This is a genomic window from Loktanella atrilutea, assembly GCF_900128995.1.
In the GTDB taxonomy this organism is placed as follows: domain Bacteria; phylum Pseudomonadota; class Alphaproteobacteria; order Rhodobacterales; family Rhodobacteraceae; genus Loktanella; species Loktanella atrilutea.
Window position 1 is genome coordinate 301,418 of record NZ_FQUE01000001.1, and the last position, 13,160, is coordinate 314,577.

The 13,160-nt window shown below is 69.4% G+C and carries 11 protein-coding genes; 2 read left to right on the top strand and 9 right to left on the bottom strand.

The window, feature by feature from the left end; genetic code table 11:
• Positions 1 to 15 precede the first annotated feature (15 nt).
• Complete coding sequence (gene gltX, locus BUA54_RS01445) at positions 16 to 1,419, bottom strand: glutamate--tRNA ligase (RefSeq protein ID WP_072855423.1); 1,404 nt, start codon at positions 1,417 to 1,419, stop codon at positions 16 to 18.
• Positions 1,420 to 1,501: 82 nt separating this feature from the next.
• On the opposite strand from gltX, the gene BUA54_RS01450 reads away from it, so the two are divergent.
• Positions 1,502 to 3,676 carry a ComEC/Rec2 family competence protein gene (locus tag BUA54_RS01450; protein ID WP_072855424.1) on the top strand — a complete coding sequence of 725 codons (2,175 nt, stop codon included), beginning with the start codon at positions 1,502 to 1,504 and terminating at the stop codon, positions 3,674 to 3,676.
• On the opposite strand, the gene lexA is transcribed toward BUA54_RS01450, so the two are convergent.
• The 7 genes from lexA to BUA54_RS01485 form a co-directional block, all read right to left on the bottom strand.
• Entirely contained in the window at positions 3,670 to 4,368 is a 699-nt protein-coding gene (lexA, locus tag BUA54_RS01455) for a transcriptional repressor LexA (RefSeq protein WP_072855425.1), read from the bottom strand. The two genes, BUA54_RS01450 and lexA, sit on opposite strands and share 7 nt — an antisense overlap.
• Positions 4,369 to 4,433: 65 nt before the next feature.
• Positions 4,434 to 5,603 carry a molybdopterin molybdotransferase MoeA gene (locus BUA54_RS01460; RefSeq protein WP_072855426.1) on the bottom strand — a complete coding sequence of 390 codons (1,170 nt, stop codon included), beginning with the start codon at positions 5,601 to 5,603 and terminating at the stop codon, positions 4,434 to 4,436.
• Positions 5,600 to 6,073 carry a cyclic pyranopterin monophosphate synthase MoaC gene (gene moaC / locus BUA54_RS01465; protein WP_072855427.1) on the bottom strand — a complete coding sequence of 158 codons (474 nt, stop codon included), beginning with the start codon at positions 6,071 to 6,073 and terminating at the stop codon, positions 5,600 to 5,602. The genes BUA54_RS01460 and moaC overlap by 4 nt, the downstream gene beginning before the upstream one ends.
• Positions 6,074 to 6,076: 3 nt before the next feature.
• Positions 6,077 to 6,889 (bottom strand): indole-3-glycerol phosphate synthase TrpC, encoded by an 813-nt coding sequence (trpC, locus tag BUA54_RS01470; protein WP_072855428.1) that lies wholly within the window; start codon positions 6,887 to 6,889, stop codon positions 6,077 to 6,079.
• Positions 6,886 to 7,542: a uracil-DNA glycosylase gene (locus BUA54_RS01475; protein ID WP_072855429.1), complete on the bottom strand. Its 657-nt coding sequence runs from the start codon at positions 7,540 to 7,542 to the stop codon at positions 6,886 to 6,888. The genes trpC and BUA54_RS01475 overlap by 4 nt, the downstream gene beginning before the upstream one ends.
• Positions 7,539 to 8,555 (bottom strand): anthranilate phosphoribosyltransferase, encoded by a 1,017-nt coding sequence (gene trpD, locus BUA54_RS01480; protein WP_072855430.1) that lies wholly within the window; start codon positions 8,553 to 8,555, stop codon positions 7,539 to 7,541. Before trpD ends, BUA54_RS01475 begins: the two co-directional genes overlap by 4 nt.
• Positions 8,552 to 9,133: an anthranilate synthase component II gene (locus tag BUA54_RS01485; protein WP_072855431.1), complete on the bottom strand. Its 582-nt coding sequence runs from the start codon at positions 9,131 to 9,133 to the stop codon at positions 8,552 to 8,554. The genes trpD and BUA54_RS01485 overlap by 4 nt, the downstream gene beginning before the upstream one ends.
• 142 nt (positions 9,134 to 9,275) lie before the next feature.
• Here BUA54_RS01485 and BUA54_RS01490 point away from each other — a divergent pair, with 142 nt between their 5' ends.
• Positions 9,276 to 11,246: a divergent polysaccharide deacetylase family protein gene (locus BUA54_RS01490; protein WP_072855432.1), complete on the top strand. Its 1,971-nt coding sequence runs from the start codon at positions 9,276 to 9,278 to the stop codon at positions 11,244 to 11,246.
• Positions 11,247 to 11,647: 401 nt separating this feature from the next.
• On the opposite strand, the gene trpE is transcribed toward BUA54_RS01490, so the two are convergent.
• Complete coding sequence (gene trpE, locus BUA54_RS01495) at positions 11,648 to 13,156, bottom strand: anthranilate synthase component I (protein ID WP_072855433.1); 1,509 nt, start codon at positions 13,154 to 13,156, stop codon at positions 11,648 to 11,650.
• Positions 13,157 to 13,160: the final 4 nt, after the last annotated feature.

A 13,160-nucleotide genomic window follows, 5' to 3' on the forward strand; every position in this document is an offset into this window, starting at 1 on the left:
ACGAAAGCGTAACCTCTAGGCAGAGAACGCCCGGAGCCGTGACAGGGTTTCGTCCCGCCCCAGCACCAGCATCATGTCGAAGACGCTGGGGGAAACCGACCGGCCCGCCAGGGCCGCGCGCAACGGTCCCGCAAGTTTGCCCAGCTTGGTGTCGTGGGCGGTCGCAAAGGCGGCGATCGCCTCCTCCAACGCTGTGCGGTCCCAAGTAACATTTTGCAGGTGCGGCGTCAATTCGGTGAAGTATTGCTGCGCCACAGCATCGAGCTGCGCGGCGGATTTCTCGTCCGGGACGATGGGGCCATCGATCAGGATAAAATGCGCCTTTTCAATGATGTCCGGGAAGGTCTTCGCGCGTTCCTTCAGGTGCGGCATGGCCCGCAGCAACCCGTCGCGCTGACGCTCGGTCAAGGGAACGGCGCCTGTCACGGCCAGATACGCCTCCAGCTCCTCCAGCAGGGCCGCGTCGTCGCTCGCGGCGATATGCTGGCCGCTGACATGTTCCAGCTTCTTGAGGTCGAACCGGGCGGGCGACTTGCCGATCCCGTCGAGGTCGAACCATGCCTTCGCCTGATCGTCGGTAAAGAATTCGTCGTCACCGTGGCTCCACCCCAGACGGGCAAGGTAGTTGCGCATGCCGGCGGCGGGAAAGCCCATCTTCTGATAGTCGGCGGCGGCGGTGGCGCCGTGGCGTTTCGATAGCTTCTTGCCGTCGGCGCCGAAGATCAGCGGGATATGGGCCAGCACCGGCTTGGCCCAACCCATCGCGTCGTAGATCATGTTCTGGCGGAAGGCATTCGACAGGTGGTCGTCGCCGCGGATCACATGCGTCACGCCCATATCGTGATCGTCCACCACGACGGCCAGCATGTAGACCGGCGTGCCGTCGGACCGCAGCAGGATCATGTCGTCCAACTGGTCGTTCGACCATGTCACGTCGCCCTGCACGGTGTCGTGCAGCGTCGTCGATCCGTCACGCGGGGCCTTCAGGCGCACGGCATAGGGGGCGTCGGGATGCGCGGCCTCCGGCACGTCGCGCCAGGGCGAGCGGAAGAGGGTGGACTCCTTGTTCCCGCGCGCCTTTTCGCGGAAGGACTCGATCTCTTCCGGTGTGCTGAAGCACTTGAACGCGCTTCCGGCGGCCAGCATCTGGTGCGCGACTTCTGCATGGCGGTCGGCCCGGGTCGCCTGACTGACCGGCTCTCCGTCCCAGTCGAGCCCGAGCCAGCGCAGACCGTCGAGGATCACCTGCGTGTTCTCGGGGTTGGAGCGGGCGATGTCCGTATCCTCGATCCGCAGCAGGAAGGTGCCGCCGTGGCCGCGGGCGTAAAGCCAGTTGAACAGGGCCGTGCGCGCCCCGCCGATGTGCAGCGCGCCGGTGGGTGAGGGTGCAAAGCGGGTGACGGGCGGCGTCGGGCTCATGGGCAATTAACCTTTGTTTTACCGATCGGGCGCAGTGTGGGCGCGTTGCAGCCGGGATAGGCAAAGCGGGGGGCGGAAACAAGTGCAAGCGGCGCTGCGCGAGACCCTGCTGGCGCAGCGGGGCGGCTTGATCGGCTGGCTGCCGGTCTGCCTCGGCACCGGGATCGGCATCTATTTCGCGCTGCGGTCAGAGCCGGGTGCGGCCATCTGGGGCGGTCTGGCGGCGGGCGCCTTGGTGGGGCTGGCGCTGTCGCGCTGGGTCGAGGTGGCGTGGCGGCCGCTTCTGCTCGGGCTGGCGCTGGTGTGCTGCGGCATGCTGCTCGCACGCGGAGAGGTGCTGCGGATGATCCAGCCGGTGCTGGGCTTTCGCTACTACGGCCCGATCGAGGGGCGGGTGGTCGACATCGACCGGTCCGCCAGCGACGCGGTGCGGCTGACGCTGGACCGCGTCAGGCTTGACCGGATGGCCCCGGACCGGACGCCGCGACGGGTCCGCGTTGCCCTGCACGGGGCAGACGACGCGCGGTCCGTGACCGACTGGCGCCCGGGCGAGGTGCTGATGACGACCGGCCACCTGTCGCCGCCCGGCGGTCCGGCAGAGCCGGGGGGGTTCGATTTCAGGCGCTACGCCTTTTTCGAGGGGCTTGGCGCCGTCGGCTATACCCGGACGCCGGTGCTGCGCCTGCACGCGGCGACGGGCGGCGCGTCCCTGTGGGTCTTTACCCAGCGGATGCGACTGTCGCGCGCGATCCAGACGCAGCTGCCCGGAGAGGTCGGCGCGTTCGCCGCCGCCGTCGTCACCGGCGACCGGTCCGGCATGGGGCGCGACAGTCTGAACGCGCTGCGCGCGTCGAACACGGCGCATCTGCTGGCAATTTCCGGGCTGCACATGGGGCTGCTGACCGGTGTCGTCTTTGCCGTGATCCGCGTCGGCCTGTCGCTCTGCCCCGCGGTCGCCCTGCGGGTGGCGGTCAAGAAGATCGCCGCCGTCGTGGCCCTGCTGGCGGGGGCGGCCTACCTATTGCTGTCGGGGGGCAATGTCGCGACGGAGCGGGCCTATATCATGGTCGCCGTGATGCTGGTCGCGGTCTTGCTGGACCGGCGGGCGCTGACCCTGCGGGCAGTCGCCATGGCGGCGACGATCGTGCTGGTCCTGCATCCGGACGCGCTGACCGGACCGGGGTTCCAGATGTCGTTCGCCGCGACGACGGCACTGGTGGTGGTGTTCCGGCTGATGCGGGGAATGGCACTGGGGCCGCGCTGGATGCGCCCCATCGCGGCGGTCGTCGTCTCGTCTGCGGTGGCGGGCGCCGCGACGGCGCCCTTCGCCGCCGCGCATTTCAACCAGATCTCTCATTACGGGCTGATCGCGAATCTGGCGAGCGTGCCGCTGATGGGGGTGCTGGTCATGCCGGCGGCGGTGCTGGCGGCCTGTCTGGCACCCTTCGGCCTTGAAGGAGCGGGGTTCTGGCTGATGGGTCTTGGCCTGCGCTGGATCCTGTTCGTGGCGCAGACGGTCGCGGGGTTCGACGGGGCCCTGTCGCACGTCAAGTCGCCGGGCGCCGCGGTGCTGCCGCTGCTGACGCTTGGGTTGCTGTGGCTGATCCTGTGGTGCGGGCGGCTGCGGTTCGCGGGGTTGCTGGCGGTCGCCGCGGCGCTGGTGCTGTGGGTGCAGACGCCGCGGCCGCAGGTTCTGATCGCCGACAGCGGCGGGTTGATCGGCGTGCTGGGACTGCAGGGGCGCGTTCTGTCGTCGGACAAGGGGGACAGCTTCGTCGCCGGTATCTGGCTGGAGAATGACGGCGCGCCGGTGCCGCAAGATGTCGCGGCGTCCCGACCGGGGCTGGTGCGGGACAACCGGCATGTCACGGCGACACTCGGCCCCTTCCGCATCCTGCAGCTGCGCGGCAAGGTCGCGCTGGCCAGCGTGGCGGGCTGCGGCGGGGCGGATATCCTCGTGACCAACCAGATCGACCCTGTGGAGGACCGCGGGCCCGCGGCTTCAGTAACGATGCCCGCCGCTGCGGCGCAAACCATGGGTCGCAAGGCCGACGCGGGCTGCGAGGTCTTCGACGCGGCCCGACTGCGGCAGACGGGGGCGCTGGCGCTGAACCTCGATCCTGCGGGAAATCTGGTGATCACCACCGCCGCGGGCGTGACGGGCACGCGACTGTGGAGCGGCCCCAGCCGGAACCGGCGCATACAGGCCGCCGCACCATTTCGGATCACCCTGCGCGCGGCAGCGACCGATCAGTAGGTGCGGATCAGCCCGACGAGCTTGCCCTGAACCTTGACCAGTTCGTCGGGGTAGACGCGGGTTTCGTAGGCCGGATTCGCAGCCTCCAGCGCGATGGAGGAGCCGGAGCGGCGGAACCGCTTCAGCGTGGCTTCCTGATCCTCCACCAGGGCCACGACGATATCGCCGTTCTCTGCCGTCGTCGTTTCGCGGATCACGACGACGTCGCCGTCGTTGATCCCCGCCTCGATCATCGAGTCGCCGCGCACTTCTAGCGCATAATGCTCGCCACGGCCGAGCATGGACTGCGGCACGGCGACGGAATGGGAAACCTCCGATATCGCGGCGATCGGGACACCGGCGGCGATCCGGCCCATGACGTTGAGTTCGACAGCCGCCACGGCAGTCACCGGCTGCGCCGCCGGCGGCACGCTGTCGGGGCGGTCGCCATCAATGACCTTTGGCCTGAACCCGCCGCGGGCGTGCTTTTCAGCCATCGCATCGGGCAGCTTCACGATTTCCAGTGCCCGGGCGCGGTGGGCGAGGCGACGGATGAAGCCCCGCTCCTCCAGCGCGGTGATCAGGCGGTGGATGCCGGATTTCGACCGCAGGTCGAGTGCTTCCTTCATCTCGTCGAAGGAGGGCGGCACGCCGTCGCGCTGCACCCGCGTATGGATGAAGTTCAGCAGATCGAGCTGTTTCTTGGTCAGCATGTCGGGCCTGTCAGCAAGTGCATTTCGCCTTCTGTTCTAGGCCTGTTCCCCTTTTGTGTCAAACACTAAAGTGTGATGATCGAGACCTGTTCGCCCGATTGCCGTGGACCGTCGTCGACGGGGCGCACGACCAGCGCGTTCGCTTCGACAAGAACCGAGAGCAGCGAGGAGTCCTGACGGCCGCAGACCGTAACCTGATCGCCGTCCAGTATTGCCCGCATGTAGTGTTCGCGCGGGCCGTTCGCGGCAAGCGGTCCGGCAAGGGTTGCTGTGCGCCGCGGGGCGGGGGCGTCGCCGAGGCCCAGCATCCGGCGCAGCATCGGCAGCAGGAAGACATGACCGCAGACCATGGCGCTGACCGGGTTGCCGGGCAGGCCGATCATCGCGGCCTCGCCGATCCGGCCCGCCATCAGCGGTTTGCCGGGCCGCATCGCGACCTTGTAGAAGGCGCGGTCCATCCCCTGCCGGTCCGCTGCCGCGGAAACAAGGTCGTGGTCCCCGACCGAGGCGCCGCCGATGGTCACGATCAGGTCGGCATCGGCGGCGAGGCGAAAGACCAGCGACAGGCTTTCATGGTTGTCACGCGCGATGGGCAGGAGGCGGGGCGCCGCGCCGTGCTGCGCCAGAAGGGCGGCCAGACCGTGGGAGTTCGAGGCGATGATCTGGTCGGGGCCGGGGTCTTCGCCCGGTTGCACCAGCTCGTCACCGGTGGCGATGATGGCGACGACGGGCCGTCGGGTCACGGGGACGGTCGCGACATTCATCGCGGCCAGCAGTGCCACCTCGTTCGGGCCGATCAGGCGGGGCGCGGTCAGCAGCGCGCCTGCGGTGAAGTCGCCGCCGGCGGGGCGGACATGCGTTGCGGTGTCGAGGGTGTCGCCAAGGATGATCGTGTCACCGTCGCGGTTCACATCCTCCTGTATGATGACGCGGTCGGCGCCGTCGGGCAGGGGGGCGCCGGTGAAGATGCGAACGGCCTGCCCGGGCCCGACGGGTCCATCGAACCGGTGACCGGCGGCGGATTCGCCGATGACGGTGAACCGCGCGCCGGTCTGCGCCGGGCCTTTGACGGCGTAGCCGTCCATTGCGGAGGCAGAGAAGGGGGGCTGGGTCCGGCGCGCTGCGACATCGCGGGCCAGCACGCGGCCGTGGGCCTGTCCGAGCGGCACGTCCTCTGCCGGCAGGGGCGCCACGAGGGCGAAGATCGCGTCGAGGGCCTCTGCGACCGAGATCATTCCGCGGTGAACCGGCCGGACTTGCCGCCGTCCTTCAGCGTGACGCGGATGCCGCCGATGACCATGTCCTTCTGCACCGCCTTGACCATGTCGTGCACAGTAAGCGCGGCAACGGATACGGCGGTCAGCGCCTCCATTTCGACCCCGGTCTGTCCCGTCGTCTTGACCGTGGCGGTGATGCGGACGCCGGGCAGGGCGGTGTCGCAGGTCAGGTCCAGCGACACCTTGGTGATCGGCAGGGGATGGCACAGCGGGATCAGGTCGGCACAGCGCTTTGCACCCATGATGCCGGCGAGCCGGGCGGTGCCCAGCACGTCGCCCTTGGCGGCGCGGCCTTCCATGACCAGGGCCAGCGTGGCGTCGGACATCGTGATGTGTCCCTCTGCCACCGCGATGCGGGCAGTGACGGGCTTGTCGGACACGTCGACCATGTGGGCGCGGCCCTGATCGTCGAAGTGGGACAGGGCCATGGATCAGAACCCCGCCGGTTTCATCGGGTTGGCCAGCAGGTTGCGGGTCGCGGCGGCGACATCGGACTGCCGCATCAGCATCTCGCCGATCAGGAAGCAGCGCGCGCCGTAGCGCGCGAGGTCGGCCAGATCCGCAGGGCCGGTCAGACCGCTTTCGGACACGATGGTCTTGCCGGCGGGAACGTGCTTGGACAGGGTCCGCGTCGCGCCGAGGGTGGTCTCGAAGGTCCGCAGGTCGCGGTTGTTGATGCCCAGAAGCGGTGCCGCCAGATGCCCCGCCCGGTCGAGTTCGGCGCGGTCGTGCACCTCGACCAGCACGTCCATCTTCCATTCCGTCGCGGCAGCCTCCAGTTCCAGCGCCTGTGCATCGCTGACGCTGGCCATGATGATCAGGATCGCATCCGCGCCCCAGGCGCGGGCCTCTGCCACCTGATAGGGGTCGTAGAGGAAATCCTTGCGCAGCACCGGCAGGTCACAGGCGTCGCGCGCAAGTGCGATGTTCTCGGGCGCGCCCTGAAACGAGGGCGTGTCGGTCAGGACGGACAGGCAGGCGGCGCCGCCCTCTGCATAGGCGGCGGCGATGGCGGCGGGATCGAAATCCGGGCGGATCAGACCCTTGGAGGGGCTGGCCTTCTTGACCTCGGCAATCAGGCCATAGCCGTCACGGGCGGCCATCTGCAGGGCGCGGGTGAAGCCGCGGGTCGGGCTGGCGTCGCGGGCCTGCGCCTCGATCGCCTCCTGGCTGACGGCCTGCTTGGCCGCCGCGATCTCGTCCAGCTTGTAGGCCTTGATCTTGTCGAGGATGGTATCGGTCATTTTCTGCCTGCCCAGTCGATTGGTGCTTGTCCCTGCTCTGTAAGCCACGCGTTGACGGTTGAAAATGGCCGCGACCCGAAAAACCCTTGCCGGGCAGAGAGCGGCGAGGGATGTGCCGTGCGGATCACCAGATCGCGGGGCCGGTCGGGGGCGAAGTTCTGCGCGTGACGGCCCCATAGCAGGTAGGCCCGCGGCCGGTCGGCCAGACGCGTGATGACCTGCCGGGTCAGCCTGTCCCAACCCAAGCGTGCGTGACCGCCCGCGCGGCCTTGCGGAACGGTCAGGGCGGTGTTCAGCAGCAGGACACCCTGATCGGCCCAGTCAGAGAGGTCGGTCCGGCTGCGGGTGATATCAAGATCGCTCTGCAACTCCTTGAAGATATTGCCGAGGCTGTCGAGGCGGCCGCCGAAGTCCCGTGGGATCGAGAAGGCCAGACCATCGGCCTTGCCGGGGGTATGATAAGGGTCCTGCCCGAGGATCACGACCTTCGTGTCGGCGGGCGGGGTCCGTTCGAGGGCGGCGAGGATGCGATCGGGGGGCGGGAAAACCGTGGCGGTTTCGGTCCTCAGGGCCTGCGCGATGCGGGGCCAGTCCGTTGTCCAGAACGGCAGGTCGGCCCAGCCGCCCAGCCGCGACAGGTCGAGGTCCGTCACGTGCCCGAGGTGATGCGGGCGACGGTGTCGACGGCCTGCCGCGCCATGCCGCTGTCGATGCTGGCGGCGGCGATTTCCGCGCCTTCGGTCAGCGATGCGGCACGGTCCGCAACGACGAGGGCGGCGGCGGCGTTCAGCAGGGTCGCGTCGCGAAAGGCGCTTTTCTCTCCGCCCAGAAGTGCACGGAAGGCGGTGGCGTTCTCGGCCGGGGTGCCGCCGAGGATCGCCGCGAAGTCGTGGACCGGCAGGCCCGCGTCCTCTGGGTGGACTTCGCGCTCCGTCACGGCGCCGTCCTTCAGTTCGGCCAGCCAGCTGGGGCCGGAGATCGCCAGTTCGTCGGTGCCGTCGGACCCGTGGACCAGCCATGCGGCCTCCGATCCCAGGGCCAGCAACACCTCTGCCATGGGGCGGATCAGATTGCGGCGGTATGCGCCGGTCAACTGTCGGGTGACGGAAGCGGGGTTCGTCAGCGGTCCGAGGATGTTGAAGATCGTGCGCGTGCCGAGTTCCGTCCGGACCGGGCCAACGTGGGCCATGGCCGGGTGGTGCATCGGCGCCATCATGAAGCCGATCCCGGCCTCGGCCAGACAGCGTTCCACCACCTCGGGCCCGACCATGACGTTGACGCCCATGGCGGTCTGCACATCGGCGGTGCCGGATTTCGAGGACAGATTGCGGTTGCCGTGCTTGGCCACCGGCACGCCGGCCCCGGCCACCACATAGGCGGTGGCGGTCGAGATGTTGAGCGTGTGCTTGCCGTCGCCGCCGGTGCCGACGATGTCGATGGCGCCTTTCGGCGCCTTCACCGGCAGGCACTTGGCGCGCATCACCGCGGCGGCGGCGGCGTATTCGTCCACCGTCTCGCCCCGGGTGCGCAGGGCCATCAGCAGGCCACCGATCTGCGCCGGGGTCGCATCGCCGTTGAACAGGATGCCGAAGGCCTGTTCCGCCTGTGCGCGGGTCAGCGGCCCTTCGGCCGCGGCGGCGATGAGCGGTTTCAGTGCATCGCTCATGCTGCGACACCCGCTATGTCGAGGAAGTTCTGCAGCATCCGGTGACCGTGTTCTGACCGGATGCTCTCGGGGTGGAACTGGACACCCTGGATCGGCAGGTCGCGGTGCTGCAGGCCCATGATCGTGCCATCCTCCAGTTCCGCCGTCACCTCCAGCACATCCGGCAGGGTGGCGGGGTCGACGACGAGGGAGTGGTAGCGCGTGGCGCTGAACGGGTTCGGCAGGTCGCGAAAGACGCCCTGACTGCGGTGGTGCATGACGCCGGGTTTCCCGTGCACGATGTCGTGGCAGCGGATGACGGTGCCGCCGAAGGCCTCTCCGATGGTCTGGTGGCCGAGGCAGACACCCAGCAGGGGGATCCGCGCATCCGCCGCCGCCCGCGTGAGGTCGAGGCAGATACCGGCCTGTGCGGGGGCCTTGGGTCCGGGAGACAGGACGATGGCGGCGGGATGCAACGCCATGGCGGTGGCGACGTCCAGCGCGTCGTTGCGGCGCACGGTGACGTCGGCCCCCAGATCGCCCAGATAATGCACGAGGTTGTAGGTAAAACTGTCGTAGTTGTCGATCAGCAGGATCATGCGGTCCCCGCTTTCGGGTCAATTAGGGGCTACCGATCCGGGCGCCGGTCACGGTATGGTTGGCACGATATGGGGCAGGACGCGGGCAGGCGTCAAGGCCGCGATCGGCAAACCCGCAGAGACGGACAGGGACGACAGGCATATGACATTTCTCAAGGGCGCGGTCTGGGGCGTTGTGGTCGGCGGCGCGGGCGTGGTGGCAGCGTCGCTGCTGGCCCCGCAACCGGCGGGCCCCGTCCCGCCAGAGGCGCCGCTGATGGCCGGGCCAGCGGCCCCCGCGACCCCGGCGCCGGAAGAGCCCGCCGCCCCGCCCGCGCCTGCCGCGGATGCGGCACCCGCGACGGTGGACAGCATGCCTGCCGCACCGGCAGCGCCTGACGCGGTAGCGACGCCCGAGGTGGCAGCGGAAGCGGCCCCCGCCGCAACGCTACAGGACGCCGCGCCGGTCGTGCCGCCGGCGCCCGAGGCCGAGAGATCGGCGGATGTGTCGGAGGGGTCTGCCGAACCTGCACCCGTGCAGGCGCCCGCCGCCGCGATGCCCGACCCTGCCACCGATGGCGGCACGGCGGCACCGGACACCGCTCCGGCCCTGCGCCCCAGCCCCGACCTAGCGCCGTCGGAACCGACCGCGCCCGGTGACCTGTCACTTGCACAGGAGGCGCCCGCGCCGGAGGCGCCGGTCCTGCCCAGCCTGCAAAGCCGCGCCCCTCAGGTCCCCGCAGGGGAGGCCGACATCGTCGTGCAGACCGCGCCACCGCCCCCGGTCCCGTCGGTTGCCGAGGATGGAGAGACCGCGGTGATCGTGGAGGACGATCCGTCCGACACGGCCACGGCGGATGACGGTTCCGATGCCGTGGCAAGGAACGACGACGGCGGCACGGCTGCGGGCGGAAGCGCGACGACCCAATCCGCTGCAGACAGCGGTGCCGATCGGACAGAAGCCTCTGGCGGATCCCTCAGGACCCGTCCGGACGGCGCACCCGGCCCGGCCCCGGCCGACGGCGAAACCGAAGCGGCAGACGGTGCGCCCGTGACGGCTGTCCCTGCCGATACGGCGGCGCAGGTGGCTGCGGCGACGGCGACGCCGGTCACAATTTTGGACGAGACGCCGACCGAGGCACCGGCGATCACGGACACCATGGGCGAGGCTGCACGCCAACCTTCCGGAATGAACGAAGGCGCGACTGTGAGAGTGACCACGCCTGAAACGCGTCTGACGGTGCGTCCTCCGGCGTCGGCCGCGCCCGCGGGCACGGTCGGTGCGCCCTCCGGCCCGATGGCCCCGGCACCGGCGGGCACGCCGGCGCGGCCTTCGGTCGTATCGATCATCGACGCGCCCGCCAGCGGACTGCCCGGCGCTGGCCGGACCGAGATCATTCGCCGCGACGCCCCGGCGTCGACCCCGGCTGCGGACCGCGTCATGCCGGTCGTGGATGAAGATGCGCCCGCGCTGGTCCGCTATGGCGCGTTCTTCGACAATCCCGCCGGTCTGCCGCTCCTGACCCTCGTCCTGATCGACGACGGCACCATGACGGACGGTCCGCGGGCGCTGGCGGATGTGCCATTTCCGGTCACCGTCCTGCTGGACCCGCGCCGTCCCGGCGCGTCGGAACGGATGGATGCCTACGCCGCGGCGGGCATCGAAATCGCAGCGCTGGCCGCCCTGCCGGAGGGCGCCACCGATGCGGACGTGAAGGTCGCGATGGAAGGCACCTTCGATGCGCTGCCGCGCGCCGTGGCACTGGTCGAGACGGGTCAGGGCGACCTCGCGGTGGGACCCGAGGTCGCGGGACCGGTGATCGGCGACCTCGCGCAGGCGGGCCGCGGCCTGCTGGTGCCCGATCAGGGGCTGAACGGTGCGCTGCGCGCCGCCGCCGCCGCGGATGTCCCCGCGCTGGCGATCTACCGCGACCTCGACGCGACCGGGCAGGACGCGCGCGTCATCCGGCGCTTCATCGATCAGGCGGCGTTTCGCGCCCGACAGCAGCGCGGCGTCGTCCTGCTGGCCCGCCTGCGGCCAGAGACGGTCTCTGCCCTGATCCTTTGGGGCGATGCCAACCGGGCAGGGCAGGTCGCCCTTGCGCCGCTGTCTGCGACATTGCTGGCGCAATAGGGGCGCCGCGACCGGGGCCGCAGCGCCCGCACCGGTGCGATCAGTTCTGCGTTTTGCCAGAGACCTCTCGTGGGTAAAACCGATCAGGAGGTCCTGCGTGACCATGTCGTCGGAGGTCGCGTTGATGGCCGCGTAAAGCCGGGCCGACACCACCGCGTAGGTCTCGGCCAGAAACGTCAGCGACTCCGTATCGCCGACGAAGCCCGGCGACAGTTCCGGAATGTCACTGTTCGCCGGTGGCCGAGGGGGGCCGTCGGCCGAGATGCGCAGATGCAGCGTGCGCTCTGCCGAGGCATCGATGAAGCCCTGCCATGTCGCGCAGAGCTTGCCGTAGAATGCGTGAAGCTCCCGCCTCAGCCGCACGTTGCCGTGCATCGGCAAGGTCTGGCCCGTCCGTGGTCTCAGCGGTTGCCCTTGCCCGCGAACATCGCGGCGTCCGCCGCCGCCTTGCGGATCGCGTTCGATTTGTGAACGGTTTCCTGATACTCGGCCTCCGGGTCGCTGTCGTAGACGACGCCGCCCCCCGCCTGGATATAGAGCTTGTCGTCCTTCACCACCGCGGTGCGCAGGGCGATGCACATGTCCATGTCGCCGTTGGCTGAAAAGTATCCGCAGCCGCCGCCGTAGACGCCGCGCTTTTCGGGTTCCAGCTCGTCGATGATCTCCATCGCGCGGACCTTGGGCGCGCCCGACACGGTGCCCGCCGGCATGCCGGCGAAGAAGGCGGACAGGGCGTCCTGATCCTCCGCCAGTTCGCCCACGACGTTGCTGACGATGTGCATGACGTGGGAATAGCGTTCCACGATGAACTGCTCCGTCGGGCGCACGGTGCCGATCTTGCTGACCTTGCCGGTGTCGTTGCGCCCGAGGTCGAGCAGCATGAGGTGCTCCGCCAGTTCCTTCTGATCCGCCAGCAGATCGGCCTCGAGCGCCGCATCCTCCTCGGGCGTGGCGCCACGGGGCCGGGTGCCGGCGATGGGGCGGATGGTGACCTGCCGGCCGAAGACCCGCACGAGGATTTCAGGGCTCGCACCGATCACCTGAAAGCCGCCGAAGTTGAAGTAGAACATGAAGGGCGAGGGGTTGGTGCGCCGCAGCGAGCGGTAGAGCGCGAAGGGAGGTTCGGGAAAGTCCTGCGTCCAGCGCTGGCTGGGGACCACCTGAAAGATGTCGCCGGCGCGGATGTAGTCCTTTGCGGTCTCGACCGCTGCGAGGTATGCGTCGTGGCTGAAGTTCGACACCGGGGCCGCGATCGGCGCGGGGTCCGCCAGCGCATGGGTCTGCGGCACGGACCGGTCGAGCGCGCGTTCCGCATCGCGTACCCGTTCGGCCGCCTGCGCGAAGGCCGCGCGCGCGGACAGGTCGCCGCCCGCCCAGGCGGGGGCCACGAGGATCACGTCGCCCTTGACCCCATCGAGGACGGCGACGACAGAGGGCCGCAGCATCATTGCGTCGGGCAGGCCGAGGGGGTCCGGGTTCACGTCCGGCAGACGTTCCACCAGACGGATCATGTCGTAGCCGAGGAAGCCAAAGAGGCCTGCAGAGGCGGCCGGCAGGTCGCCCGGAAGGTCGATGCGGCTTTCCGCGATCAGGCCGCGCAGGGCGGTCAGGGGATCGGCGTCATCGGCCGCGAAGGCCTCTGCATCGTAGCGCGCGGCCCGGTTGGTCCGGCTGGCGGTGCCGCGACATTCCCAGATCAGGTCTGGATTCATTCCGATGATGGAATAGCGCCCGCGCACCTCTCCGCCCGTGACGCTTTCCAGCATGAAGGTGTTCAGGCCCGCGTCCCCCAGCTTCAGCATCAGCGACACGGGCGTGTCCAGATCGGCGGCCAGACGGGTCCAGACGATCTGGTTCTCGCCCCTGTCGTAGCCTTCTGCGAAGGTCTCGAATGCGGGCAGAAGCGCCATGGCG